Here is a 26,604-nt window from a genome sequence, read left to right on the forward strand (position 1 = left end):
ACTCAGCCGCCCCCGTGCGCGGGGGCCAGCCGCACCGCCCGCGTGTCCTTCTGCAGGCGTCCGCGGATGCGCCACAGGCCGTCCTGCGTGGCGAGCTGGACGTTCCAGTCGTGGGACGTGTCGATCTGCGCCGGCGCGGTCCAGCCCGCGGTATCGCGGGCCAGGGTCAGGGTGGTGTCCTTCGCCGCCTCGGTGGGGTGGGCCAGGGTCAGCACCAGCGGCGAGGTGCCGGCGAATTCGCCCGTCACCGGCACCAGTTCCACATGGTCGGCGCGGACCTGCACGATGGCGCTGAGCCTGCGCGCGGCAGCGGCTTCGTCCGGGCCCAGGTCGGTGGTCTGGATCTGCGAGACGCGGTCCACCTTGTCCATCACCGCGTCCGCGCTGCCGGAGCGCACCGACACCACCACCAGTCCCACGCCGGCCACGATGGAGGCCAGCGGGATGCCCAGTACCACCCACATCATGGGCTCCTTCCAGAACGGGCGCTTGCGGTCGCTGGCGGGGGAGGCGTTCGACGTCATGGCGTGGGTCCGAAGTAGCTGGTGTCGACGGTCTTCTCGTTGCCGCCCTCGGTGGCGGCGACGGTCAGCGTGACCGCATGGCGGCCGGTGACCGTGGCCGGGGCGGTGGCGACCACCGGCAGCGAGAGCACCTGCTCGGGCTCGGCGGTCACCGTCATCTCGCCCCCGCGCAGGACGATGCCGGGCGTGGGCGAGGCCAGGGTGACGCGGTAGTGTCGCGTCTGCTGGTCCTTGTTGATCAGTTTGAGGGTGTAGCTGTTCTCGACCTGGCCGCCGGCGACTTCACGGTACAGCGCGTTGCGGTCGCGCAACACCTCGGCGATCAGGTCGCTGCGATGGGTCACGCCCCAGGCCCAGCCGGCCACCAGCGCCAGCAGCAGGCCGCCGTAGACGAACACGCGCGGGCGCAGCACGCGCGACGGTTTGCCGTCGAGGGCGTTCTGCGTGGTGTAGCGGATCAGGCCCTGCGGGTAGCCCATCTTGCCCATGACGTCGTTGCAGGCGTCGATGCAGGCGCCGCAGGCGATGCACTCGTACTGCAGGCCGTTGCGGATGTCGATGCCGGTGGGGCAGACCTGCACGCAGATCGTGCAGTCGATGCAGTCGCCCAGTTCCTCGGGCGCGAACTTCGGCAGCGGCGCCACTTCGCCCAGGTCGCCGTCCCAGGTGATGGTGCCCTTGGCGTGCGCGGCCTGGCTGGCGGCCGACGGGTGCTTGCCCGCGCGGAACACGTAGTCGTAGGCCGTCTCCTTGGCCAGCAGACCGCGTGCGCGCTCCAGCACGCTGCCCAGGCCGCGCTTGCGCGGGCCGCGCGGCTCGCCGCGCAACGGGTCGTAGGCGATGATCAGGGTGTTGCGGTCGAACATGGCGCTCTGGAAGCGCGCGTACGGGCACATGTACTTGCACACCTGTTCGCGCAGGAAGCCGGCGAAGCCCCATGTGGCCAGCGCATAGAACAGCACCCAGAACGTTTCCCATCCGCCCCAGGCGAACGGCCACAGGCGCGCGCCCAGGTCCAGGATGGGGGTGAAGAAGCCGACGAAGGTGAAGCCCGTCCACAGCGCGAACACCGCCCACAGCACGTGCTTGCCGCCCTTGCGCAGCAGCTTGTTGGCGCTCCACGGCGCCGCGTCCAGCTTGATGCGCGCGCTGCGGTCGCCCTCGGTCCAGCGTTCCATCCACAGGAACACTTCCGTCCACACCGTCTGCGGGCAGGCATAACCGCACCACAGCCGTCCGGCCAGCGAGGTGAAGAAGAACAGTGCCATCGCCGCGATGATCAGCAGCATGGCCAGGAACAGGAAATCCTGCGGCCAGAAGACCAGCCCGAACACGTAGAACTTGCGCGCCGGCAGGTCGAACAGCACCGCCTGGCGGCCGTCCCATTTCACCCACGGGAACACGTAGTACATGCCCAGCAGCCACCACACCGCCGCCACGCGCAGGCGGTTGAGCGTGCCGGCGACGTCGCGCGGATAGACCTTGCGTTCGCTGACGTAGAAGGAATTTCCCTGCGCATCGACGACGTCCAGCGGAATGCGGCGCCTGGTCGAATCGGAGGGGGGAGGGGGCTGGCGTGGACATGGAGGGCTCTGTCTTGGCTGGCGTCATGCTCGCGCCACGGGCGTGCGCGAGGGAGCGACGGTTTGTCGCAGGTGCGTGCTTCCGGCGCGCGCTGGCAGCCGGAGGACGCTGCGGGCGCGCTCAGTCCGGCGGCAGCGCGCGGTTGAAGCGGCTGGCGGGACGCAGCAGGATCCAGGTGAACAGGCTGCTGGCCGCCGTGGCCAGCCAGAACATGAAGAAACCCAGCGTGTAGCCGAATTCGCGGCTGATCGCCAGGTCAGGGAAGGTCATGTCGCGCAGCGTCAGCGGGTCGACGAAGGCGAAGAACACCATCGTCGCCACGCCGGCCGCGAAGAAGCTGGGCCACAGCACCGCCCCGACGCGCTGCGCGAGCGGCCGGGGCGGGTGGTCGAGACGGGGCTCGGTGAAGTCGGTCATTGCGCCGCGCCGGCCACCTGCGCCTGCTTGTGCGACAGCGACCAGACGTACGACGCCACCAGCCGCGCGCGCGTCTCGCCCAGCAGCTCGCGGTGCGCGGGCATCACGCCATGGCGACCCTGGGTGATCGTGGTACGCATGCTCTCCTTGCTGTTGCCGTAGAGCCAGTAGTCGTCGGTCAGGTCGGGCGCACCCAGTTCCTGGTTGCCCTTGCCGTCCACGCCGTGGCAGGCCACGCAGAGGCCATCGTACAGCGGCTTGCCCTGGGCCGCCATGAAGTTGTTCTTCATGCCTTCCTCGGGGTTGTTCAGCACGTTGACGTAGGCGATCACGTAGTCCACGGCATTGGCGCCCCCCATGTTGGTCAGCGCGGTGCCCCATTCGGGCATCACGCCCTCGCGACCGTCCAGCACCGTCTGCAGCACCAGGTCCGGAGTACCGCCCCAATGCCAGATGTCGTCGGTCAGGTTGGGGTAGCCGGTGGCGCCCTGGCCGGACGAGCCGTGGCAGGTGGCGCAGGTGTTGTTGAAGATGGAACGTCCCAACGCCTGCGCCTTCGGGTCCTTGGCCAGCTGGTCGATCGGCTTGCCGGCGAACGGTGCGAACGTCGCCTCCAGTTTCTTGTCCTCCAGCGCCTTCTGCTGGTCGTGCTCGCCGGTGGAGGTCCACTTCGCGTAGCCGGGAATGACGCCCAGCCCGCCGTACCAGGCGATGTAGCCGATGCTGAAGAAGATGGTGATGTAGAACAGGTTGATCCACCACTTCGGCAGCGGCTTGTTGTACTCGGTGAGGTCGCCGTCCCACACGTGCGAGGTGTCTTCCGGCGCGGGATCGCCGGGACGGCGGCGGCTGGTCCACCACAGCAGCCACACGCAGCCCAGGATGTTCAGTACGACCAGCGCGACGATGAATCCGATCCAACCAGCGCTCATGGGTTCTTCTCCCCTTCCTCACCCAGCGGCAGGCGCGCCGCATCCTCGAAATCGGCCTTGCGGCGCGGGCTCCACGCCCACACCCAGCCGGCCAGGAACAACACCAGCAATACCCCCGTGACGATGCCCGATACCATGGCTCAGCCCCCCTCGGCGCGGCCTTGCCCAGCCCTTGCAGGTAGGCGACCACGGCGTCCAGTTCGGTCTTGCCTTCCACGTCGGTGGCGGCGCTGGAGATCTCGGCCTCGCTGTACGGGTGGCCCAGGGTCTTCAGCGACTTCATGCGCGCGGCGACTTCGGCGCCGTCCACCGTGGCCTTCTGCAGCCAGGGGAAGGCGGGCATGTTCGATTCCGGCACCACGTCGCGCGGGTTGACCAGGTGCACGCGGTGCCAGTCGTCGGAGTAGCGTCCGCCCACGCGGGCCAGGTCCGGCCCGGTGCGCTTGCTGCCCCACTGGAACGGGCGGTCGTAGACCGATTCGCCGGCCAGCGAGTAGTGACCGTAGCGTTCGGATTCGAAGCGCAGCGTGCGCACCATCTGCGAGTGGCAGTTGTAGCAGCCCTCGCGCACGTAGATGTCGCGGCCCGCCAGCTCCAGCGCGGGGTAGGGCTTGACGCCTTCCAGCGGCTTGATCGCCTCGGCCTGGAACATCAGCGGCACGATCTCCGCCAGTCCGCCGAAGGACACCGCCACCGCGATCAGCACCGCCATCAGGCCGACGTTCTTCTCGATCTTCTCGTGGGAATTTCCGTTGCTCATCTCGTCGGTCCTCAGGCGCGGGCTTGCGAGGCGTCGGGCGCCATGATCGGCTGCGCCGCGGTGGACTTGGCGCCCTGCAGGGTCTTCACCATGTTCCAGGCCATCAGGAACATGCCGCTCAGCACCAGCAGGCCGCCCGCCAGGCGGAACAGATAGTAGGGATAGGTGGCGTTGAGCGCCTCGACGAAGCTGTAGGTCAGCGTGCCGTCGGCGTTGGTGGCGCGCCACATCAGGCCCTGCATCACGCCGGCGATCCACATGGAGGCGATGTAGAACACCACGCCGATGGTGTGCAGCCAGAAGTGGGTGTCGATGGCCTTCACCGAGTGCATCTGCTCGCGGCCGACCAGCTTGGGCAGCAGCGCGTAGACCGCGCCCACCGAGATCATCGCCACCCAGCCCAGCGCGCCGGAATGCACGTGGCCGATGGTCCAGTCGGTGTAGTGGCTCAGCGAGTTGACCGTCTTGATCGACATCATGGGACCTTCGAAGGTCGACATCATGTAGAACGACAGCGAGACGATCAGGAACTTCAGGATCGGGTCGGTGCGCAGCTTATGCCACACGCCCGACAGGGTCATGATGCCGTTGATGGCGCCGCCCCAGCTGGGGGCCAGCAGGATCAGCGAGAACACCATGCCCAGGCTCTGCGCCCAGTCCGGCAGCGCGGTGTAGTGCAGGTGGTGCGGGCCGGCCCACATGTACACCGCGATCAGCGCCCAGAAGTGCACGATGGACAGGCGGTAGGAGTAGATCGGACGGCCTGCCTGCTTGGGCACGAAGTAGTACATGATGCCCAGGAAGCCCGCGGTCAGGAAGAAGCCCACCGCGTTGTGGCCGTACCACCACTGCACCATCGCATCGACCGCGCCGCTGTACACCGGATAGGAATGCAGCAGGCCGGTGGGCAGCGCCAGGCTGTTGACGATGTGCAGCAGGGCCACGGCGATGATGAACGAGCCGTAGAACCAGTTCGCCACGTAGATGTGCTTGACCTTGCGCTTGGCGATGGTGCCGAAGAACAGCACGCCGTAGGCCACCCACACCACCGCGATCAGCACGTCGATGGGCCAGATCAGCTCGGCGTACTCCTTGCCCTGGGTCAGGCCCAGCGGCAGGGTCACGGCCGCCAGCAGGATCACCAGCTGCCAGCCCCAGAACACGAACGCCGCCAGCTTGTCCGAGATCAGCCGTGCATGGCTGGTCCGCTGCACCACGTGCAGGCTGGTGGCGAACAGCGCGCAGCCGCCGAAGGCGAAGATCACTGCATTGGTGTGCAGCGGGCGCAGGCGCCCGTAGCTCAGCCACGGCAGGTCGAAGTTCAATGCCGGCCAGTACAGCTGGGCGGCGATCAGCACGCCCACGGCCATCCCCACGATGCCCCAGATCACGGTCATCACCGCGAACTGGCGCACCACCTTGTCGTTATAAGTCCCCTGGACGCCTTGCATGCGGCCTCTCCTAGTTTTCCACGGCGGGATTCTCGGCCCCGGGCACCGGGGCCGCATTGATTCTGATCAAAGCTCCCGCCAGGGTCCCCGGCGGAAGGCGTGCAAGGATGGAGGATAGACCGTGCACGGCGGGTGCGACAGATGGTCGCCCCCCTGGCGCCGACGGGCGGGTCTAGAATGCCCGGCAGGTCCCAGGAGCTCCCCCATGCCCGACATGACCGTCGTCGAACTGTCCCGCCTGCAGTTCGCGCTCACCGCGATGTACCACTTCCTGTTCGTGCCGCTGACGCTGGGGCTGTCCTTCCTGATCGCCATCATGGAAAGCGTCTACGTGATGACGGGGCGCGACATCTGGCGGCGCATGACCCTGTTCTGGGGCATGCTGTTCGGCATCAACTTCGCCATGGGCGTGGCGACCGGCATCGTGATGGAGTTCCAGTTCGGCACCAACTGGTCCTACTACAGTCACTACGTCGGCGACATCTTCGGTGCGCCGCTGGCCATCGAAGGCCTGATGGCGTTCTTCCTGGAAGCGACCTTCATCGGCCTGTTCTTCTTCGGCTGGGACAGGCTGAGCAAGGTGCAGCACCTGGTGGTCACCTGGCTGGTGGCGCTGGGGTCCAACTTCTCGGCGCTGTGGATCCTGGTGGCCAACGGCTGGATGCAGAATCCGGTGGGCGCGGTCTTCAATCCCGAGACCATGCGCATGGAGATCACCGACTTCATGGCGGTGATCTTCAACCCGGTGGCGCAGGCCAAGTTCGTCCACACGGTGTCGGCCGGCTATGTCACCGGCGCGATGTTCGTGATGGCGATCAGCGCGTTCTACCTGCTGCGGGGCCGCAACATCGACTTCGCCAAGCGCTCGATGGCGGTGGCCGCCAGCTTCGGCCTGGCGGCGGCCCTGTCCGTCGTGGTGCTGGGCGACGAGAGCGGTTACGCCACCAGCGAGCATCAGAAGATGAAGCTGGCCGCCATCGAGGCCATGTGGGAGACCGAGCCCGCGCCGGCCGGCTTCAACGCCTTCGCCATCCCGGACCAGGAAAACCGGACCAACCACTACGCCCTGCACATCCCCTACGTGATGGGGCTGATCGGCACGCGCTCGTTCAACACCGAGATGCCGGGCATCCTGGAACTGGTGGAGCGCGCCGAGGGCCGCATCCGCAACGGCCTGCTGGGCTACGAAGCGCTGCAGAGGCTGCGCGCCGACCGCAACGACGGCACCGCGCGGGTGGTCTTCGAGGCCCATTGGCGCGATATCGGCCACGCGCTGCTGCTCAAGCGCTACCGCGAGGACATCGGCAACGCGACCGAGGCGCAGATCGCGCAGGCCGCGCACGACACCATCCCGCACGTGGCGCCGCTGTTCTGGAGCTTCCGCCTGATGGTCGGGCTGGGCTTCTACTTCATCGCCTTCTTCGCGCTGGCCTTCTGGCTGGCCAGCCGGCAGCAGCTGGACCGGTACCGCGGGTTCCTCAAGCTGGCGTTCTGGAGCCTGCCGCTGCCGTGGGTGGCGATCGAGGCCGGCTGGCTGATCGCCGAATACGGGCGCCAGCCTTGGATCATCGATGGCGTGCTGCCGACCTTCCTGGCCGCGTCCGGGCTGAAGCTGCACCAGATCATGATCACCCTCAGCGGCTTCGTGCTGATCTACACGGTGCTGGCCATCGTCGAGGTCTGGCTGATGCGCAGGCTGATCCTGAAGGGCCCCGAGCACCTGGCCGCCCCGGCGCCCGACGCCCCCCCGCCGCAACCGGCCCTGGCAGGCTGAAGGGAGACCGCGCATGGACACCATTCCTCTGGACTACGCCACCCTGCGGCTGATCTGGTGGCTGCTGCTGGGCATCCTGCTGATCGGCTTCGCGGTGATGGACGGCTTCGACCTGGGAGTGGCCACGCTGCTGCCCGCGGTGGCCCGCACCGACGAGGAGCGGCGCATCGTGCTGAACGTCATCGGGCCGGTGTGGGAGGGCAACCAGGTCTGGCTGATCCTGGGCGGCGGCGCGATCTTCGCGGCGTTCCCGCCGCTGTACGCGGTCAGTTTCTCGGGCTTCTACATCGCGATGTTCCTGATCCTGGTGGCGCTGATCCTGCGGCCGGTCGGCTTCAAGTTCCGCAGCAAGGTGCCCGATCCGCGCTGGCGGGCGGTATGGGACTGGGCGCTGTTCGCCAGCGGGCTGGTGCCTTCGCTGGTGTTCGGCGTGGCGATGGGCAACGTGCTGCTGGGCGTGCCGTTCCACTTCGACGACACCTTGCGGGTGTACTACGAAGGCGGCCTGTTCGGCCTGCTGACGCCGTTCGCGCTGCTGTGCGGGCTGGTGAGCGTGGCGATGCTGCTGATGCACGGGGCGGGCATGCTGGCGATGAAGACCTCCGGCGCGTTGGCCGAACGCGCGCGACGCTACGGCAGCATCGCGGCTGTTGCGACGGCGGTGCTGTTCGTGGCCGGCGGCATCTGGGTCGCGCGCATCGATGGGTACGCGCTGCAGGTCGCCATGGACACCGCCGGTCCGTCGAATCCGCTCGCCAAGCTCGCCGTGGCCAAGCCCGGTGCGTGGATGGACAACTACGCGCGCTGGCCGATCACCTGGCTGCTGCCGGCCGTGGGCGTGGCGGGCGCGCTGCTGAGCGCGTTGCTGCTGCGCATCGGCCGCGCGGGGCTGGCGTTCCTGGCGTCGTCGGCCAGCATCATCGGCATCATCCTGACCGAAGGCGTGGCGACGTTCCCGTTCCTGCTGCCCTCGTCCACGCAGGCCGGCTCCAGCCTGACCCTGTGGGACGCCTCGTCCAGCCACATGACGCTGTTCATCATGCTGCTGGCCACGGCCTTCTTCCTGCCCATCGTCCTGCTGTACACCGGCTGGGTCTTCCGCGTGTTGCGCGGCAAGGTCGACGGCGAGGGCATGGGACGCAACCACAACGCCTACTGAGGAGAGCCCCGCATGTGGTATTTCAGCTGGATCCTGGGCGCCGGCCTGGCCGCGAGCTTCGCCATCCTCAACGGCATGTGGTACGAGATGCGGGAGGCGGATCGGGACGCCGCGCAAAGGGAGCCGCGCCCGTAGGGCGGGTGGGGCAACGCGTGTTCCGATCCATGGCGCGCGAGCGGGCGGCCGATGGGGTGCGACAACGGAAGCAGGGAAGCCGATGAATGTGCGCGTGAACCTCAAGGGCGTCCCCCGTACGTGTGGTGAGCGAGACGCCGAGGGTCAGCCGCCGGTGCGCATGGGGCAGCTCGATCACGGGCTCGGCCCCTGCATCGGCTTCGCTGCTGCCGAACCTTACTCGGGGCGGTGGCGGCGCCCGCGTGCCGGAACGGTGATGTTCCTGGCCAGCACGGTGGCATCGTTGGCCAGCTTCCGCTGGAAGCGAGCCGCACGCTCGGGCGGGAGGACGGCACCGGCCGCTCTGCCCGCATTCGCAAGCCATCGCAGACCGGCGTAGCCGGTGGGCCCGAGATGGGCAGGGATGTCCTGCAAGAGTCGCCTGGGGTCCCAGTTGATCCCCTCTTCGGGGCGGATCCTGCCCATGGGTTTGTATTGCACCACGTACTTGTCGAGCATGGCTCGCAGGCATGCTTCCTTCTGGCGGTTGTACGCGTTCTCCAACTGGAGCTCGGCGCAAGCGAAGCCCACGACGATGGAGGGTGAGCAGACGATATCGGTGGCTACGTTGCCGGTGATCGAGCCGTCGCGGACGCTGCAGGTCACCACCACGTCGAAGTTGCCGCCGGGGTTGTCCGCGAAGATGTCCAGCCGGTCGGCTCGAGCATCGAAGCGCAGCGTCACCGGCCGGTTGGCGGTGGAAGCGGTGCGGCCCGCGAAGGTCTCCACGTCCAGGTGCAGGGTGATCGTGCCGGAGCCGGAGACGGGCGTGGCGTTGATGCGCCAGCTGGAAACAGGAATCGCATAGCGCTGTGTATCCAGCGTGATCCGCGCCCGCTCATCCAGGCCGTAGACGCGCCACGCGTACTCGCGATCTTCCAGGCAGCACGCGGCGAACTCGGGGCACCCGACCTGGTCGTCTGCCTCGAGCCGGAACGTACCGTCCGCCAGGGGTTGCCGACGAAGTTCGTGCACGCGCACGCGCAGCCTGGCTTTGTAGTCGTGATCCATCGGGATGATGGTCGCGCGATGCGTGTTCGACCAGTACGACTGCACGCGGCAACCGTTCACGAACGCGGTCTGTTGCGTGCCGGGAGCGGCTGCCGTGCCGCCCGAAAAGCCCGCGTCGGACACCTCGTTGGTGGCCGTGTCGTTCTCGGTATGCCATCCATCCGACTCCGGATCGGTCAGCATCTCGGCGATTTCATGGCTCATGACCCACATCATTTCCTGCCGGTCGGCATTGGGGGCGATCCACCCGGCCCAGAACCGGTCCTCGTCGGGTTCGTCGAAGATGAAGTCCCAGTCGTAGCCCGAGCGGTGGGCGCCGAGCGCATCGCCCGAGCGCAGGACGAATCCGTCCGGCATCACGACGATGTAGATGATGCGCGGCCCTTCGTCGGGGTCCGGGAACACATCGTCGTCGATCAGGTCGTCGATCAGGTCGACGGTTGCGCGGCCTATCTCCTTGATGTCCGCCACCGACATCGGCGGCCCCGGCTCGGTCGCAATGAGCGAGCCGCGCCACACAGGGCGGGCGATGCCGTACTGAGCGAGATGATCGAAGTAGGGGCTGTCGAGCATCGCCACGGTGGCGGCTTCGATGGCCCCGCGTGCGGAGGCGCCTGCGTTCGTCCACCAGCTGCCCCAGAACACCAGTTGCACAGGATGTCCGCCGGGGGCGCCCGCGGTGGCGCCACCGTGGTAGCTGAAGCTCGATCCATCCAGCGTGTTGTCGGCAAAGATCAATACGTTGCCGGCGGGACGGGCCCACACGCCCTGTGCGGAGCGATCGTCCTTCTGGTAGGTGTAGAGCAGGACTCCAGTGTCGATCGCCTTGGTGGCGACCAGGCGCGGGCTGGGCATGGGGCGTTCCTTGCTGCCTGTCGGATGCAGGAAACAACGCGGCTGCCCCGATCCGTGGGTCACCGCTCGTCGGTCGTCATGCGAAGCCCGCCTGGATCGGACTGGCGACCGATGCCGTCGTCAGGGGCGGCGGGAAGCAGGTTGGGTGCGATGCGCTCGATGCCTGCTCCAGGAGGCACAAAAAAGCCCCGGCATGTGCCGGGGCTCTGCTTGTTTCACCAATCCCTCGACCCGCCTCAGAACTCCTGCGAGAACCGCAGGCCGATGGTGCGCGGCTGGGTCACCACCGTATAGACCTGGCCGTTCGGGTACTCCGGCACCACGCCGGCGGCGCCGCAGACCGATTCGGCGCACTGGGTGAACCGGTTCAGTTCGCCGCGTTCGTCGAACAGGTTGTTGACGTACACGTCCACCTTCCAGTCGTTGCGGCGGTAGCCGGCCGACACGTCCACCGTGGTGTAGGCATCCAGGTCGCCAAGGATCTCGCGTTCGGCCAGGCGCAGGTCGGACTTGCGGTCGCCTACGTGCACCACCGCGCCCTGCAGGAAGGCTTCGCCGCCCGCCACGTCGAAGGTGTAGCGCGCGGTCAGGTTGCCCTTCATCTTCGGCGTGACCGGCAGCTGCGTGCCCTCCGGCGCCTCGGGGTCGGCGCACTCGGTGACCGGGTTGCCGTCGTCGTCGGTGAAGCCGCAGTAGTTCTCGGTCAGCTCCGCGTCGTAGAACGCGGCGCCGGCGGTCAGCTGCAGGTTGTAGGTGGCCGCGAACGCCAGCGAGAACTCGGCGCCGTTGATGCGCGCCTGGTTGGCGTTCTTGATCTCGGTCAGGCCGTTGGCGCCCAGGATGGAGAACTGGAAGTCCTCCCAGTCCTGGCGGAACACCGAACCGTTGAACGACAGCCGGTTGTCCAGCCAGGTGGTCTTCCAGCCGAACTCGTAGTTGGTCAGGTAGTCCGACAGGTACGGCGGCAGCGTGCCGCGGCGGTTGATGCCGCCCGGACGGAAGCCCTCCGACCAGGTGCCGTAGATCATCTTGCTGGGGTCGATGCGCCAGGTCAGGTTGAAGCGGCCGATGTGGCCGTTCTCCTTCACCCGCTTGTCGAAGAAGCTGCAGGGGGCGCCGTTGAAGGTGGGCGCGCCGTCCGGGCAGGCCGCCTCGCCGTAGCTGGACACCCAGCCCCAGTCGGCGAACCCGAAGAAGCCCTTCAGGCTGTTGTCCACCTCGAACCAGCGCGCGCCGGCGGTGGCGGTCAGGTCCTCGGTGATGTCGAAGCTGAGCTCGCCGAACACCGCCTTGTCCTTGTCCTGGCGCAGCTGCTTGGTCAGCCAGATCGTGTCCGGCCAGCCCGTGACCGACTGCACCGGCGACAGGCCGTCGATCTTGTAGCGCTGCTCGATGTCGTGTTCCTGGTCCTGCATGAACACGCCGGCGACGAAGCGGAAGCGGTTCTCGGTGGGCGAGGCGATGCGCAGCTCGTGGCTGGTCTTCTTGTAGCCGTCCACGCCCTGGATGTACTGCGAGGGATTGACCAGCGAGCCGGGCGCGCAGGTGAAGGTGTCCGGATCGAAGTCGGAGCAGGTGTAGGCGCCGTAGGCCGCCAGCGTGTCGTACCAGAAGGCGTAGTCGTTGTAGTCCTGTTCCACGTCGACGTCGCGGTCCAGGCGGGCGAACGCGTAGGTCAGGTCGAAGTTGCCGATCCTGCCTTCCACCGTCAGCGCGGCCTGCCACCAACGGTCGTCCGAGGTCTCCGGGTAGAAGTGGGTCAGCGCCAGTTCCCCCACCTGCGGGTCCACGGCAAAACCGCCTTCGGACTTCTGCTGCTGGCCCATGAGGGTCGGGGTGATCGACCAGTTGTCGTCCAGGTCCACCTTCAGCGCCAGGCGCGCGCCGGTGGTGTCGACCTCGTTGTAGTCCTTCCTGGCGCGGCCGGCGTTGTCGATGGTGCCGTTGCCGCCGGAGTCGGCGTCCCACGACGGGAACGTGCGCGTGCCGTACACGTTGTCGATATAGCCGGCGTCGTGCTTGTTCCAGGCGACCAGGCGGATGGCCGCGCGCTCGCTCATGGGCAGGTTGAGGAAGCCTTCGGCGACGTGGCCGATGCCGCCGTGGCTGACGCTGTTGAGCTCCAGCCCGTAGCCGGCGGCGAAGCCGGTGGGGTCGGGTTTGTTGGTGATGATGCGCAGCGTGCCGGCCTGCGAGCTGGCGCCGTACAGCGTGCCCTGCGGGCCGGCCAGCGACTCGACGCGGTCGATGTCGTAGATGTGGATGTCCAGCGGGCCCTGGATGGTGGTGACCGGCTGTTCGTCCAGGTAAACGCCCACGCTGGGCAGCGAGCCGGAGTGGTTGCCGTCGCCACCGCTGGCCACGCCGCGCATGTAGATCTGCGCGAAGCCCGGGCCCGCGGACTGGTACGACACGCTGGGCAGGTACTTCACGTAGTCGTCGAAGTCGGTGACGTTGAGGTTCTTCAGCTGTTCCGTGCCCAGCACCTGGATGCTGATCGGAACTTCCTGCAGGTTCTCCACGCGCTTCTGCGCGGTCACCGTGACGGTGTCCAGGGTGGCTGCGCTGCGTTCGCCCTCGGCCGGCGGCGTGGCGGGCGCGTCCTGGGCCAGGGCGGTGGCCCCGAACGCCAGGTAGATCGCGGCGGTCAACGGGAACTTCGCCAGGGTCGACGGATCGCGCCGCCCCGGCTTTCTTCTGCTGCGGTTACTCATCCAGCTCACCTCTCTCCAGTGATGACGGTCAATCGGGAATGGAACTGCCTGCCATGAAGTCGGGAACCGCCGGATAGGCGCCCAGGACGGGTCCCAACGCCACCTTCAGCGGTTCCAGCCACGGTTCGTAATGCCGCCAGTGATCCATGCCTTCGCGGTAGATCGGCTGGCGGACCTGCTCGGAACTGGCGGTGCGTACCGGCCGCGCGTTCTCGAAGAAGCGCAGGCAGCCGTCCTCGAACGGCAGCCCGCAGTAGGCCAGCAGGCGGCGCACTTCGGATTCGGTGTCGTCCACCAGCTGTTCGTAGATGACCCGGTGCACGCGCCCGGGCAGCACGTCGTCGTAATGCGCCATCAGCGCCACGTAATCGTGGTAGTAGCGGCCGATGTCCTCCAGCGAATAGCTGAAACCCTGGCCGCGCGCGAAGTGCTGCTTGTAGCCGGAGAAGCAGCAGGCCAGCGGGTGGCGCCGCGCGTCGATGATCTTCGCCTTGGGCAGCATCAGGTGGATCAGGCCGGTGTGGGCGAAGTTGTTCGGCATCTTGTCGATGAAGAACGGGCGGCCGGACTTGCGGTGGATGCGGGTCGACCGGAGGTAGCGCTCGCCGAGCGCGCGCAGGGCGTCGCCGTCCAGCGCCGCCAGCAGGTCGTGGTAGGTGTCGGCGCCGCGTGCCCGCGCCTGCTCGCGCAGTTCGCGGGTGATGGACGTGATGTCGGGGAGCTCCATCGTGCCTTCCACGGCGGAGTGGCTGGACAGGATCTGTTCCAGCAGCGTGGAGCCGGCACGGGGCATGCCGACGATGAAGATGGGGTCGGGCGCATCGCAGCCCAGGCCGGCGCGTTGCGCGAAGAACGCCGCGCTGTGCGCGCCGCGCAGCCGGCGCACGCGCGCACGGGTGTCGTCGGCGCTGTAGCCCAGCTGCGCGCTGCGCAGCGTGTTGCCGTCGCGGTAGTGCGCGAACGACGCCGCGTAGTCGCCGGCGTCCTCCAGGGCCTTGCCCAGCGCGAAGTCCAGATGCAGGCGGTCGTCCTCAGGAAGATCGGCGCGCGCGCGCTGCGCACGCATCAACGCCATGTCGTCATCGCTGAAGCGGAAGGTCTTCAGGTTGGCCAGGCTCCACCACACTTCGCCGAAGCCCGGCTGCAGCGAAAGCGCGCGGCGGTAGGCCTCGATCGCGCGTGCGGCGTGGCCGGCCGTCTTCAATGCATGGCCATAGCTCATCCAGATCCTGGCCTGCTGCGGGTACGAGGCCAGCACGCGCTCGTACAGCGCCAGCGCGGGTTCGTAGTCGCCGATGCGGCACAGCACCACCGCCTTGAGGTTCAGGTGCGCCGGATTGTCCGGCTCGTGCGCCAGCAGGTGGTCGATCTGCCGCAGGGCGTGCTCGGGCCGGTTGGCCCGGTGCAGCACCAGCGCGTAGTTCTGCCGGGCGGGCAGGAAGTCCGGCGCCAGTTCCACGCAGCGGGCGAGCAGGGATTCGGCGTCCTCGCCGCGCCCCACGCGCGCGGCGACTTCGGCCAGCATGCGGATGGCGGCCACGTCGGTGGGCACGCGCTTGAGGTGCGCGCGCAGCAGGGCTTCCGCCTCGGGAATGCGGTTGTCGGCCAGGGCGGCGGCGGCCTGCATCAGTCCGGGATCGCGCGTGGCGTGGCGGGTGTGTTCCAGATAGGCCTTCGCCGCGCCGTCGCCATCCCCCATCGCGGACAGGTGGTCGCCGAGTTCGCGCCACGCCTGTGGCAGGTCCGGCTTCAGCGCCAGCGCACGGCGCAGGGCCGGTACCGCGTCGCCGCCGCGTCCGGCGCGGCCGAGCGTCAGGCCATGCTCCAGATGGGCCAGTGGCCACTGCGGGTGTTCGCGGACCAGGGGTTCCAGCACATCGAGTGCGTGCGACATCTGCCCGCGCACACGGTGCGAGGCGGCCAGCACCAGCCGTGCCATCGGATGCGGGCCGACCACGCGGATGATCTCGTTGGCCTGCTGTGCGGCCATCGCAGGATCGGTGGCCAGCAGGTGGCGCGCATGGTCCAGCGCGGTCTGCAGCGTGCCGCTCGGGCTGGCGACCGCGTTCATGCACCGTCTCCGTGCAGGAGGACGGTGATGCATCCGCAGTCGGCCATCGGTCGAGCCAATCGGGTATCCCGGTGTGGTGGTGTATCCCTCGCCTCCAATCTATAGGCGAACCGGGGGCGCTGGATAGAGCACGAACACGCTGGAAAGCGCGCCTTTTTGCTGCGCGAAAAGTAATTCGCCTTTCGCATGCGGCATCTGCACCGTGCGGGTGCGCGGTGTCCGGGATGGCGGCACATGATGGTGCGGCAGGGGGACTGTGCCGGCCCCCCGTCCACCGCTTAGGCTTGGCGCATGCCCGGCGGCAGCAAGGCCGGGCGACACCTCCCGACGGGAACGCCATGCCGGACACCGCCTCGCCCTTGCCCCTCGACCGCGCCCGGGCGTTGCCCGCCCGCTACTACGCCGGCGAGGCCATGCTCGCGATGGAGCAGGGCGCGGTCTTCCACCGCAGCTGGCAACTGGTGGCGCACCAGGGGCAACTGGCCGAACCGGGCGACCATATCGTCGAATACGTCGCCGGCGTGCCCGTGCTGGTGGTGCGCGGCCAGGATGGCGTGCTGCGCGCCTTCCCCAACGTATGCCGCCATCGCGCGGGCCCGCTCGCGCTGTGCAACGGCAAGGGCGCCCGCGCACTGCACTGCAAGTACCACGGCTGGACCTACACCCTGGAAGGCCAGCTGCGCAGTGCGCCGGAGATGCAGGGCGCGGCGGACTTCGACATGGCCGACATCCGCCTGCCGCCGCTGCGCGTGCACGCATGGCAGGGGCTGGTGTTCGTCGCCGTGCACGAAGATGCGCCGCCGTTCGAGGCGGTATATGGCGGCATCGCCGAGCGCATCGCGCCCATCGACCTGGCCGCGATGCGCTTCCACCGCCGCGACCGCTACGACATCGCGTGCAACTGGAAGGTCTACGTGGACAACTTCCTGGAGGGCTACCACCTGCCGCACGTGCACCCCGGGCTGTCGAAGGTGCTCGATTACCGCGCGTACGACACCCAGCTGTTCCCCTGGCATTCGCTGCAGCACTCGCCGCTGCGCAACAGCGGCGACATCTACGGCGATGGCGATGCCTTCTACTATTTCGTCTATCCCAACGTGATGCTCAACATCATGCCGGGCCGGCTGCAGACCAACCGCATCCTGCCGCTGGGGCCGGACCGCTGCCGGGTGGAGTTCGACTACTACTACGCGCAAGACGACGCGGCCCTGGCCCGCATCGCCAACGACCAGGCCTTCAGCGACGAAGTGCAGGACGAGGACATCCGCATCTGCGAGGCGGTGCAGCGCGGCCTGGCCTCCGGCTTCTACCAGGCAGGCCGGCTGTGCCCGAAGCGCGAAAGCGGCGTCTGGCACTTCCACAACCTGTTGAGGGCGGCCTATGGCGATGCGTGACCGGGTCCTGCCCGCACTGCTGCTGGCCGCCGTCGCACTGCCGGCCGCGGCCCAGGATCTGCTGATCCGGGCAGGCCACGTCCTGGACGTGGAAACGGGCCGGATGCTGGCCGCGCACGACATCCTGGTGCGCGAGGGACGGATCGTTTCCATTACCCCGCCCGCCGAAGCCGCCGGTCCCGGCCTGCGGACGCTGGACTGGTCGGCGCTGATCGTCGTGCCCGGCCTGATGGACATGCACACGCACCTGGCCGACGAGGGACCGTACGGCGATCCAGCGACACCGCTGAGGAGCAACGCCGCGCGCGATGCCCTTATCGGTGCGCGCAATGCGCGGGCCACCCTGCAGGCCGGCTTCACCACCGTGCGCGATGTCGGGGTCTACCGCGGCTTCGCCGACGTGCAGCTGCGCGATGCGATCAACGCCGGGCGGGTGCCCGGGCCGCGCATGTTCGTCGCCGGTGCCTACGTCACCGTCACCGGCGGTGGCGGCGAGATCACCGGATTGCCTGCGGGGACCGAGGTGCCGGACACCTTCCGTCGCGGCATCGCGGACAACGAGGCCGAGGTCCGCCGGCGCGTGGACGAGATCCTGGACAACGGCGCCGATTTCATCAAGCTGATCGCCACCGGCGCCGTGCTCGCCGACGGCACCGAGCCGGGGCAGTCCGAGTACACCGAGGCCGAGATCCGCGCGGCGGTCGAACAGGCCGAGGCTCGCGGCAGCTTCGTCGCCGCGCATGCGCACGGGGCCGAAGGCATCAAGCGTGCCGTGCGTGCCGGTGCGCGCTCGATCGAGCACGGCTCGTTGATGGACGACGAGGCGATCGCGCTGATGAAGCGGCACGGCACCTGGCTGGTCGCCGACATCTACAACGGCGACTACATCGACAGCGTCGGCCGGCGCGATGGCTGGTCCGCCGAGAGCCTGCGCAAGAACCTGGACACGACCGATGCGCAGCGCGAGGGCTTCCGCAAGGCCGTCGCCGCCGGCGTCGACATCGCCTACGGCACCGACAGCGGCGTCTACCCGCATGGCGACAACGCGCGCCAGTTCGCCTACATGGTCCGCCACGGCATGACGCCGCTGCAGGCCATCCGCGCGGCGACGCTGGAGTCGGCGCGCCTGCTGCGCAGGGAAAAGGAGCTGGGCTCCATCGCACCGGGCAAGGCCGCCGATCTGGTCGCCCTGGCCTGCGACCCACTGGCCGACATCGCCTGCCTGCAGCAGATCCGCGGCGTGCTGAAGGCCGGCGTGCCGGTCGCGCGGGACTGATCCGGCATGCCGCCGCGCGACGGCAGGAAGATCGGCTTCTGGACCTGCACCGCGCTGGTGGTGGGCAACACCATCGGCATGGGCATCTTCGTGCTGCCGGCATCGCTGGCGCCGCTGGGCTACAACGCGCTGCTGGGCTGGGGCATCACCGTACTCGGTTGCCTCGCGCTGGCGCGCGTGCTGGCGCGGCTGGCGCGCCTGCTGCCGCAGGCCGACGGACCGTATGGCTACGTGCAGGCGACGCTGGGTGGCCTGCCGGCCTACGCGGTGCTGTGGTCGTACTGGGTATCGAACTGGATCACGCTCGCCGCGCTCGCCACCGGCGTGGTCGGCTACGCGGCGGCGATCTTCCCGGCGCTGGCGCGCGTGCCGGCCGCCGTGCTGAGCCTGTGCACGCTGTGGCTGTTCGTGGGCATCAACCTGTTCGGGGTGCGCAGCGGCGGCCGCGTCCAGGTGGCGACCACGGTGATGAAACTGCTGCCGATGCTGGCCGTGGCCGTTCTGGGCGCATGGACGCTGGTGGACTCGCCGGCATCGTTCGGCGCGCATCCGCCTGCCAGGCCGGTCAGCCTGGGCGATGCGATGGCGGCATCCACGCTGGCGTTGTTCGCGATGCTGGGCATCGAGTCGGCGACCATCCCCGCCGCGAAGGTCGAGGACCCCGGGCGCACCATACCCCGCGCCACGCTGATCGGGACCTTCATCACCGCCGCCATCTACCTGGTGGTGTCCGCCGTGCCGTTGCTGTTGCTGCCACACGCGGAACTGGCCGGGTCCAGCGCGCCGTTCGCGCTGGTGATGGAGCGTTTCGCCGGCGAAGGAACCGGGCGCTGGATCGCGTTGTTCGTCCTTGTCAGCGGCCTGGGCGCATTGAATGGCTGGACGCTGCTGAGCGGCGAGATGATGCGCACCATGGCCGACAACGGCACGATGCCGAAGGTGTTCGCACGGGCCAATCGATTCGGCGCGCCCACCGGCGCCCTGGTGCTGACGGCCCTGCTGGCCAGTGCCATGGTGTTGATGAACTACAGCGAGTCCGCGGTGGCGGGCTTCACCTTCCTCAGCACGGTGGTGACGGCCGCCAACCTGCCGCTGTACCTGGGCTGCTCGCTCGCCCTCGGCGTGCTGTGGTGGCGCGGCCGGCGCGACACCGGGCGCGACCTGCTGGTGGCGGCCGTGCTGGGCGCGGCCTATACGGTGTTCGCCTTCATCGGCATGGGCGCGCAGCCGTTCTGGCTGGCGCTGGCGCTGATGGCCGCCGGCCTGCCGTCGTACTTCCTGCTGCGCCGTCGCCACGGCCGGGTCGTGCAGGATGCGTGACCCGCGCTACGACATCCTGTTCGAGCCGGTGCGCATCGGGCCGGTGACGACGAAGAACCGCTTCTTCCAGGTGCCGCACTGCAACGGCATGGGCCATGCGATGCCGCTGGCGCACGCGGCCATGCGCGAGGTGAAGGCCGAGGGCGGTTGGGGCGTGATCGCGACGGAGGAGTGCGAGATCCACCCCAGCAGCGACCTCACGCCGTACGTCGAGGCGCGCCTGTGGGACGACCGCGACATCCCCGCGCTCGCGCTGATGTGCGAGAAGGTGCACGCGCACGGCGCGCTGGCGGCGCTGGAGCTGTCGCACAACGGGCCGACGGCCTCCAACCTGTATTCACGCGAAGTGCTGCTGGCGCCGTCGCACCAGCCGTCCAAGTACGGCTATCCCTCGCAGGCGCGCGCGATGGACCTGCACGACATCGCCGAGTACCGCCGCTGGCACCGCGAAGCCGCGGTGCGCGGCATGCAGGCGGGCATGGACATCATCTATGTCTACGCCGCGCACGACCTGTCGCTGCCCATGCACTTCCTGCAGAGGCGCCGCAACCAGCGCAGCGACGCCTACGGCGGCAGCCTCGAGAACCGCGTGCGCCTGTTGCGCGAGGTGCTGCAGGACACGCGCGAGGCGGTCGGCCATCGCTGCGCCGTGGCGCTGCGCTTCGCCACGGAGGAACTGCTGGGGCCGGGTGGCGTGGAGCGGGCCGAAGCGCAGGACATCGTCGGCATGCTGGCCGAGCTGCCCGACCTGTGGGACGTCAACCTCGCCGCCTGGTACAACGATTCGGTGCCCTCGCGCTTCGCCCGCGAAGGCGCCCAGGAACCCTTCATCGATTTCGTCCGCAGGGCGACCACCAAGCCGGTGGTCGGCGTGGGCCGTTTCACCTCGCCCGACACCATGGTCTCGCAGATCCGCCGCGGCGTGATCGACCTGATAGGCGCCGCGCGGCCGTCCATCGCCGACCCGTACCTGCCGCGCAAGATCGAGGAAGGCCGGGTCGACGACATCCGCGAATGCATCGGCTGCAATATCTGCGTCTCCGGCGACATGACGATCTCGCCGATCCGCTGCACGCAGAACCCGAGCATGGGCGAGGAATGGCGCAAGGGCTGGCATCCGGAGCGGATCGCGCCCAAGGCAAGCGACGCCCGCGTGCTGGTGGTCGGTGGCGGGCCGGCCGGCCTGGAAGCGGCGCGCGCACTGGGCCAGCGCGGCTACGAAGTCCACCTGGCCGAAGCCCGGCGCGAACTGGGCGGGCGGGTGACGCGCGAGGCGCGCCTGCCGGGGCTGGCCGAATGGGCACGCGTGCGCGACTGGCGGCTCGGACAGATCGGCAAGCTGGCCAACGTCAGCACCTACCTCGACTCCGCGCTCACGGCGCAGGACGTGCTCGATTTCGGCGCCGACCATGTGGTCGTCGCCACCGGCTGCCATTGGCGGCGGGACGGCTTCGGGCGCAGCCATGGGCTGGGCATCGCCGACTTCGCCGACAACCCGCGGGTGTTCACCCCGGACGACCTGATGGACGGGCGCTGGCCCGAGGGCCGCGTGGTGGTCTACGACGACGACTACTTCTATACCGCCAGCGTCGCCGCCGAGGCGCTGCGCCTGCGCGGGTGCGAGGTCACCTGGCTTACGCCGGACGACACCGTGGCCTCGTGGAGCGCGAACACCCTGGATTACCGCCACATCCAGTGGCGGATGGCCGAGTTCGGGGTGACGCAGTGCGTCTCGCACATGATCGCCGGCTACACGGGCAGCGCGCTCGCGCTGGAGCAGGTGTGGAGCGGCGCGGCTTCGTCGCTGGCGTGCGACGCGGTCGTGGTGGTCACGGCCCGCCTGCCCGACGATGCGCTCTTCCAGGCGTTGAAGGCACGCGAGGCGGAATGGGCGGATGCGGGCATCCGCAGCGTGTCCTGCATCGGCGATGCGCTGGCGCCGGGGCTGATCGCGCACGCGGTATATGCCGGCCACCGGTACGCGCAGGAACTGGATGCCCCGAAGCACGACGGGGTGCCGTTCAAGCGCCACTTCCATCACGACACGCCGATGGCATGATGCTCAGGCCAGGGCGCGGTAACGGAAGTCGCTGAACTCCACCGCGCCCGGGCCGGCGCTGTACAACGCCACCCGCAGGCTGAGGAAGCCGCCGAACACGTTGTGGTGCAGGCCGGAGACTTCCATCCGCGTGTCCAGGCGCTTCCAGGTGCGGCCCCCGTCGTGCGAGTGGTGCCAGGTCACCACGTGGTGGTCATAGGTCAGGCGGATACGCACGCGCCGGGTCGGCAGGGCTTGTCGCGCCCACGCCTGCTCCTCCGCGTACTGGAACACGCGCAGTCCATCCGCCGCGAAGCCCAGGCCGACGAAAGCCTTCGGGCTGTAGAACAGCAGCAGGCCGCCTTCGCCGCCCTCGACCAGGGTCAGCGTGACCTCGGCCTGGTAGGCGCGGTCGCCGACGATGCAGGCCAGGGGGCTGGCATCGGCAGGTGAACGGCCTGCGCCGGCCAGGCGGAGGGACTTGGCGCCATAGCGCACCCGTCGCATCTCGTCCGGTCGCGGCGCGTGGAAGGCCCACTGCGTGCCGAGGCGGTCGCTGGAGAAATCGTCCGACAGCGCGGCGCCCGCGCTCCCCGCCCTGCCGCCGCGCGGCACCGGCAACGGCGCCGACAGATCGCCGCCGCGCGCACGGAACCAGCCATCGTCCGTCCATTCGATCGGCTCCAGCAGCGTCTGCCGGCCGAGCGTGCGATAGCCGTTCTCGTAGCCGTGGTAGACCATCCAGCTGTCGCCGGCCGGCCCCTCGACCAGGGTCGCGTGGCCGCGCGACCACCAGGGCTCGGCATCGCTCAGCGTGCGCACCAGCGGATTGTGCGGGCAGTGCTCCCATGGCCCGTGGATCGAGCGCGAGCGCGCGGCGATCACCATGTGGCCGGTGACGGGGCCGGCGGTACCGCCGACGGCGGTGACCAGGTAGAACCAGTCGCCGCGCCGCGTCAGCTTGGGCCCTTCGGGCGCGAAGTTCTCGGTGATCCATGCATCCGGATAGCGCCAGGGCCTGTAGGCGTTTTCGAGCGCGCCATCGGTCGCCAGGCCGTCATCGGTCAGGCGCACCTTGCGGATGCCGTTGACGAACAGGTAGCGCCGGCCGTCCTCGCCGACCGCATGGCCGGGGTCGATGCAGCCATCGATGTGCAGGTCCACCGGCGCGCTCCACGGTCCGCGGATGTCATCGGCCCAGATCGCGTGGATCTTCCACGCCTGGTCCTTCGCCAGCGCCGGCAGATAGATGAAATAGCGGTCGCCGTGCTTGCAGAGGTCGGGCGCCCACACCGTGCCCACGTGCGTGCGCAGCGCGGGGCCGAGCGGCGTCCAGGCCAGCAGGTCGGTCGAATGCCAAATCACCAGGCCGGGGTAGGCATCGAACGACGAGAACGTCATGTAGTAGTCGTCGCCGTCCTTGAGGATCGTGGGGTCGGGGCGATCGCCGGCGACGATGGGGTTGAGATAGGTGCCCTCGCCGAGGTCGGCCTTGCGCTGGCCCTCGACGCCGGTGGCGTGCGCCGGCAGCCCGGGCGCACACGGCGTGGACGCGACGGCGCGCGAGGACAGCGGCCAGCTGGCCAGGCCGGCGAGTCCGGCCTTGAACAGTGCGCGGCGCGAGGTGCCTGGCATGCGGACTCCGTGATCGCGCGGTCAGCGACGGACGGCGTAGAGGCCGAACGTATTGCCGATGAAGCCGCCCGCGGTCTCTACGCTCAGCAGGCTGGCATCCAGGCCGGTGGCGACGGTCTTCCAATCGCCGGCCGTCAGCGCGTACGACGCCTCCAGGCGCGGACCGTCGACGCGGAAGCGCAGCGACACCGGGCCGTGGCCTTCATCCAGCGGAATGCGCGCCAGGCGATCGCCTTCCTTCGCCCCCTCGCGGCCGCTGCGCCGGTACAGCGACACCGCCAGCCCGCGCGCATCGCGTTCGACGCCCAGCACGTAGTGGCCGTATTCGTTCTGCAGCAGCACCAGTCCCGCCAGTTCGCCGGTGGCGGGCTCGAACGATGCGAGCGTGGTTTCCAGCGTGGCCGCGTGGTGCTGCAGCCGATGGGCGATGTAGGCCGGCTGGCCCGGCGCCGTACCGAAGGCGCCCAGCGGCATCGCGCCCGGGGTGATGGTCAGGCCGTTGCTGCCGGTGGCGTACCAGCGGCGCTGCGGCGGATGCAGTGTCATCCACGCCGGCGGCAGCGTGGGCGCGTCGAACCGCTCGGTCCACGTCATCGGTCCACTGGTCGGCAGCGGTTGCGGATTGCGCGGCAGGTCCGGACGCTTGGCGACCATCGGCACGCGTTCGCCGCGCGGCAGGATCACCGGCCAGCCGTCCTTCCAGGTGACCGGCAGCAGGAAGGTCTCGCGGCCCAGGTTGTACTGGTTGCCGCGGTACGGGCGGGTGGCCAGGAACACCGCCCACCACGTGCCGTCCTTGAGCTCCACGAACTGCGCATGGCCGGTGGAAGTAACGGGGTCGGTGCGCTTCGGGTCGAGGTCGCGCTGGGTCAACGCGGGGTTCGACGGGGACGGCTGGTAGGGGCCGGCGAGCGCGCGGCTTCGCCACACCATCTGCGCATGCTGTTCGCCGGTGCCGCCCTCGGCGGCGGTCAGGTAGTACCAGCCGTCGTGCTTGAAGATGTGGGGGCCTTCGACGTGTTCGGGATTCGTCGCCGGATCGGCGCCGCCATCCACCAGCAGGATGCGCGGGCCGACGCGTTCGCGCGTGCCGAAGTCGAAGCGCTGCAACCAGATGGCGCGATGGCCATCGTAGCGGCGCTGTCCGTCCGGCACGTCGTTGTGCACCACCCACGCGCTGCCGTCGTCGTCGAAGAACAGCGACGGGTCGATGCCGCTGATGCCCAGCCAGATCGGGTCCGACCACGGGCCCGCGGGATGGCTGGCCGTCACCACGAAGTTGCCACGGTCGCAGTAGAAGCAGGTGTTGGCGATGTAGAAGGTGCCATCGTGGTGGGCGAGGGTGGCGGCGAACAGGCCGCGGGTCAGTTCTTCCTTCTCGCCGTAGTTGATCTGCGAGGGACGATGGATCGCGTTGCCGACCTGATTCCATGACACCAGATCGGTGCTGTGGAAGACCGGCAGGCCGGGGAAGTAGCCGAACGTGGAGGTCACCAGGTAGAAGTCGTCGCCGACGCGGATCGCGGACGGGTCTGGGTAGAAGCCCGCCACGACCGGATTGCGGTACTCATCCGCGCCCACCGGCGGGCCGCCATCGTCGCCGTGGTAGCGCACTTCGCTGAAGACCGCATCGCCGGCCCATGCGGGGCCGGTCATCAACCACGCCGCCAGTATCCACGCGCAGTGCTTCAGCATCCGGTCTTCCTCTAGTAGGGGGCGGTCGCGATCCGCCGGGTCCACAGCGCGTGCAGGCCGCGCGCGGACAGGTCTTCGGGATGGCGCTGCACGCCGACGCCCAGGGTCGTCAGTGCGTGCGCGTAGGAGGCCAGCAAACGGTCGTTGCCGATCAGGTGCACCTGCGCCGGGCGCGGTGCATGCGAGAGCAGACCCGATGCCCGCAGTTCGTGGCCGATCAGCAGGCCGGAGAGATACGAGGGCAATGCCGCTTCGGCGAACTGCTGGAACAGGCCCGTGGTGCGCACGCCGAACAGGTGATGGAGCAGGCCGCCGGCATCGGCGCTGCGCTTCAGGCCGGCGTCGAAGGCGTAGCCATCGAAGCGCACGTCGCCGCCCGGCATCAGCCGGCCGAGGATGCTGTGCTGGCGCAGCAGCGCGAACAGCTCGCCGGTCATCGCGGTGGCGATGCGGTGCACCTGCCCATCGCGCACCGTGACCCACTTGCTGTGGGTGCCCGGCAGGCAGACCACATGCGCCCCGCCGGGCAGGGCATCGAGCAGCGCCGCCAGCTGCGTTTCTTCGCCGCGCATCACGTCGGGCACGCTGTCCGAGGCGATGTCGCGCAGGCCCGGTACCAGCCAGAGTGCGCGGCCATCGAAGCCCGGCGGCTGGAAGCGCTGCATGCCCAGGGCCAGCGCATGGTTGCCGGCCGGGCAGGACAGGTAGGGCATCTCGTGCCATCCGCCGCGTCCGCCCACCATGCCGCACAGCAGGATGTCGGTATCGTCCCAGCCGGCGATTTCCTGCGCGAGCACATCGCCGAAGCGGCCCGCGCACGCCAGCACGCCCTGGTCGCTGCGGCGGCGCTCCCGCACCTGGCCGTCGTCGGCCATCCGGTACAGGCGCAGGCTGCTGGTACCCCAGTCGACGGCGATCATGGCAGGCGTACCCGGTCCGTGGCGCGCGCCAGTGCGCGCCCGGTGCGATACGCGAACACACCGCCCGACATCGGCGCGGCGGCCAGCGAGCCCGCGTCCAGCCCGACCCGCGCGCTGGTGATGTACAGCGTGTCCTCGCGCAGGATGCAGCACGAAGGTTGCGGCGACGGTACCTTCACGATGCGTTCGATGCGGCCATCCGGCAGGTAGCGCACGACGCGCCCGGCGCCCCATTGCGCATTCCAGACGGCGCCTTCGTCATCGACGATAGAACCGTCCGGCTCCGCGCCGGGCAGATCGAGGTCGACGAAGGTGGCGATGTCCGACACCGTCGCGGTCGCCGCGTCGTAGCGGCAATGCAGGATGCGCGGCGTCACCGAGTCGCAGAAATACAGGCGCGTGCCGGTGGCGTCGAAGCAGATCGAGTTCGGGATGGCGGCGCGCGGAAGCGCGAGTTCGCGCAGGCCATGCGCCGCGGTGTACTGGTGGAAGCGGCCCGCCGGACGCCGGTCGGCGTGTTCGCTCTTGGTGCCGAACACGAAGCCGCCGTGGCGATCCGCGCGGCCGTCGTTGACACGGGTCATCGCGTCGCCGGCCTCCACGTCGGCCAGCTTTTGCAGCGCCAGTCCGCGCGCGGACAGCTGCGCCTCCACATCGCTGGCGTACAGCCCCTTCGCCAGGCCCAGCAGCAGGCGCCCGTCCTGGCCCAGCGCGAGGCAGCCCAGCGGGGCGGGCAGCGACCAGGTGTGCGTGTGGCCGCTGTCGGGGTCGTGCCGCCACAGCTCGGCGGCCAGGATGTCGGTCCAGTACAGCACGCGCCGGCGGTCGCACCACAGGATGCCTTCGCCCAGCGCGCAGCGGCTGTCGACGGCCAGGGTCGCCAGCGCCGCGGTCATGGCA

20 protein-coding genes and 1 pseudogene are annotated in these 26,604 nt (G+C 69.0%); 7 read left to right on the forward strand and 14 right to left on the reverse strand.

The genetic code is table 11. The features are described 5' to 3' along the window. Nucleotides 1-2: 2 nt before the first annotated feature. The 7 genes and pseudogenes from MUU77_RS02285 to ccoN all read right to left on the reverse strand — a co-directional run bounded on the left by MUU77_RS02285 (nucleotide 3) and on the right by ccoN (nucleotide 5,668). On the reverse strand, nucleotides 3-524 hold the full coding sequence (locus tag MUU77_RS02285) for a FixH family protein (RefSeq protein WP_245091142.1): 522 nt from the start codon (nucleotides 522-524) through the stop codon (nucleotides 3-5). Beyond that, complete coding sequence (locus MUU77_RS02290; protein ID WP_245091144.1) at nucleotides 521-1,963, reverse strand: 4Fe-4S dicluster domain-containing protein; 1,443 nt, start codon at nucleotides 1,961-1,963, stop codon at nucleotides 521-523. Before MUU77_RS02290 ends, MUU77_RS02285 begins: the two co-directional genes overlap by 4 nt. Before the next feature lie 265 nt (nucleotides 1,964-2,228). Beyond that, nucleotides 2,229-2,525: a hypothetical protein gene (locus tag MUU77_RS02295; RefSeq protein WP_162108240.1), complete on the reverse strand. Its 297-nt coding sequence runs from the start codon at nucleotides 2,523-2,525 to the stop codon at nucleotides 2,229-2,231. Then, nucleotides 2,522-3,457 carry a cytochrome-c oxidase, cbb3-type subunit III gene (ccoP, locus tag MUU77_RS02300; RefSeq protein WP_245091146.1) on the reverse strand — a complete coding sequence of 312 codons (936 nt, stop codon included), beginning with the start codon at nucleotides 3,455-3,457 and terminating at the stop codon, nucleotides 2,522-2,524. Before ccoP ends, MUU77_RS02295 begins: the two co-directional genes overlap by 4 nt. Continuing rightward, complete coding sequence (locus tag MUU77_RS02305) at nucleotides 3,454-3,594, reverse strand: cbb3-type cytochrome c oxidase subunit 3 (RefSeq protein WP_162108238.1); 141 nt, start codon at nucleotides 3,592-3,594, stop codon at nucleotides 3,454-3,456. Before MUU77_RS02305 ends, ccoP begins: the two co-directional genes overlap by 4 nt. Before the next feature lie 26 nt (nucleotides 3,595-3,620). After that, nucleotides 3,621-4,217, reverse strand: a pseudogene (gene ccoO, locus MUU77_RS02310) (cytochrome-c oxidase, cbb3-type subunit II); the annotation flags it as partial. An 11-nt stretch (nucleotides 4,218-4,228) separates the two neighbouring features. Continuing rightward, nucleotides 4,229-5,668, reverse strand: a complete 1,440-nt coding sequence (ccoN, locus tag MUU77_RS02315) for a cytochrome-c oxidase, cbb3-type subunit I (protein WP_245091154.1) — start codon at nucleotides 5,666-5,668, stop codon at nucleotides 4,229-4,231. Between the two features lie 205 nt (nucleotides 5,669-5,873). Here ccoN and MUU77_RS02320 point away from each other — a divergent pair, with 205 nt between their 5' ends. The 3 genes from MUU77_RS02320 to cydX are packed head-to-tail and all read left to right on the forward strand — an operon-like array spanning nucleotide 5,874 to nucleotide 8,736. After that, nucleotides 5,874-7,442, forward strand: coding sequence for a cytochrome ubiquinol oxidase subunit I (locus tag MUU77_RS02320; protein ID WP_245091156.1), 1,569 nt, complete (start codon nucleotides 5,874-5,876; stop codon nucleotides 7,440-7,442). Nucleotides 7,443-7,455: 13 nt separating this feature from the next. Beyond that, a complete protein-coding gene (gene cydB, locus MUU77_RS02325) occupies nucleotides 7,456-8,601 on the forward strand; it encodes a cytochrome d ubiquinol oxidase subunit II (RefSeq protein WP_245091158.1) in 1,146 nt (381 codons plus the stop codon). 12 nt (nucleotides 8,602-8,613) lie between these two features. Continuing rightward, on the forward strand, nucleotides 8,614-8,736 hold the full coding sequence (gene cydX / locus MUU77_RS02330; protein ID WP_245091160.1) for a cytochrome bd-I oxidase subunit CydX: 123 nt from the start codon (nucleotides 8,614-8,616) through the stop codon (nucleotides 8,734-8,736). A gap of 216 nt (nucleotides 8,737-8,952) precedes the next feature. On the opposite strand, the gene MUU77_RS02335 is transcribed toward cydX, so the two are convergent. From MUU77_RS02335 to MUU77_RS02345, 3 genes are all read right to left on the reverse strand, one after another. Continuing rightward, complete coding sequence (locus tag MUU77_RS02335) at nucleotides 8,953-10,641, reverse strand: hypothetical protein (protein ID WP_245091162.1); 1,689 nt, start codon at nucleotides 10,639-10,641, stop codon at nucleotides 8,953-8,955. Nucleotides 10,642-10,877: 236 nt separating this feature from the next. Continuing rightward, nucleotides 10,878-13,355 (reverse strand): TonB-dependent receptor, encoded by a 2,478-nt coding sequence (locus tag MUU77_RS02340; protein ID WP_245091164.1) that lies wholly within the window; start codon nucleotides 13,353-13,355, stop codon nucleotides 10,878-10,880. A 28-nt stretch (nucleotides 13,356-13,383) separates the two neighbouring features. After that, nucleotides 13,384-15,426 carry a tetratricopeptide repeat-containing sulfotransferase family protein gene (locus MUU77_RS02345; protein ID WP_245091166.1) on the reverse strand — a complete coding sequence of 681 codons (2,043 nt, stop codon included), beginning with the start codon at nucleotides 15,424-15,426 and terminating at the stop codon, nucleotides 13,384-13,386. A gap of 338 nt (nucleotides 15,427-15,764) precedes the next feature. Between MUU77_RS02345 and MUU77_RS02350 the strand changes: the two genes are divergently transcribed. From MUU77_RS02350 to MUU77_RS02365, 4 genes are read left to right on the forward strand one after another with little or no spacing between them, the layout of a single operon-like run. Beyond that, the gene (locus MUU77_RS02350) at nucleotides 15,765-16,820 is read left to right on the forward strand and encodes an SRPBCC family protein (protein WP_245091168.1); all 1,056 of its coding nucleotides are present in this window, start codon (nucleotides 15,765-15,767) and stop codon (nucleotides 16,818-16,820) included. After that, nucleotides 16,813-18,096, forward strand: a complete 1,284-nt coding sequence (locus tag MUU77_RS02355) for an amidohydrolase family protein (protein WP_245091169.1) — start codon at nucleotides 16,813-16,815, stop codon at nucleotides 18,094-18,096. Before MUU77_RS02350 ends, MUU77_RS02355 begins: the two co-directional genes overlap by 8 nt. Before the next feature lie 6 nt (nucleotides 18,097-18,102). Then, nucleotides 18,103-19,416 carry an amino acid permease gene (locus MUU77_RS02360; RefSeq protein ID WP_245091170.1) on the forward strand — a complete coding sequence of 438 codons (1,314 nt, stop codon included), beginning with the start codon at nucleotides 18,103-18,105 and terminating at the stop codon, nucleotides 19,414-19,416. Next, complete coding sequence (locus tag MUU77_RS02365) at nucleotides 19,409-21,475, forward strand: FAD-dependent oxidoreductase (RefSeq protein ID WP_245091171.1); 2,067 nt, start codon at nucleotides 19,409-19,411, stop codon at nucleotides 21,473-21,475. The genes MUU77_RS02360 and MUU77_RS02365 overlap by 8 nt, the downstream gene beginning before the upstream one ends. A gap of 3 nt (nucleotides 21,476-21,478) precedes the next feature. Here the strand turns inward: MUU77_RS02365 and MUU77_RS02370 are convergent, their stop codons facing one another. Genes MUU77_RS02370 through MUU77_RS02385 form a run of 4 tightly spaced genes read right to left on the reverse strand, consistent with a single transcriptional unit; the run spans nucleotide 21,479 to nucleotide 26,600 of the window. Continuing rightward, nucleotides 21,479-23,089: a family 43 glycosylhydrolase gene (locus MUU77_RS02370; protein ID WP_245091172.1), complete on the reverse strand. Its 1,611-nt coding sequence runs from the start codon at nucleotides 23,087-23,089 to the stop codon at nucleotides 21,479-21,481. Nucleotides 23,090-23,110: 21 nt separating this feature from the next. Further along, the gene (locus tag MUU77_RS02375) at nucleotides 23,111-24,784 is read right to left on the reverse strand and encodes a glycoside hydrolase family 43 protein (RefSeq protein WP_245091173.1); all 1,674 of its coding nucleotides are present in this window, start codon (nucleotides 24,782-24,784) and stop codon (nucleotides 23,111-23,113) included. Between the two features lie 11 nt (nucleotides 24,785-24,795). Next, a complete protein-coding gene (locus MUU77_RS02380; RefSeq protein WP_245091174.1) occupies nucleotides 24,796-25,704 on the reverse strand; it encodes a 2-dehydro-3-deoxygalactonokinase in 909 nt (302 codons plus the stop codon). Then, the gene (locus MUU77_RS02385; RefSeq protein ID WP_245091176.1) at nucleotides 25,701-26,600 is read right to left on the reverse strand and encodes an SMP-30/gluconolactonase/LRE family protein; all 900 of its coding nucleotides are present in this window, start codon (nucleotides 26,598-26,600) and stop codon (nucleotides 25,701-25,703) included. The genes MUU77_RS02380 and MUU77_RS02385 overlap by 4 nt, the downstream gene beginning before the upstream one ends. Nucleotides 26,601-26,604 lie beyond the last annotated feature (4 nt).

The organism is Pseudoxanthomonas sp. F37 (genome assembly GCF_022965755.1).
Taxonomy (GTDB): domain Bacteria; phylum Pseudomonadota; class Gammaproteobacteria; order Xanthomonadales; family Xanthomonadaceae; genus Pseudoxanthomonas_A.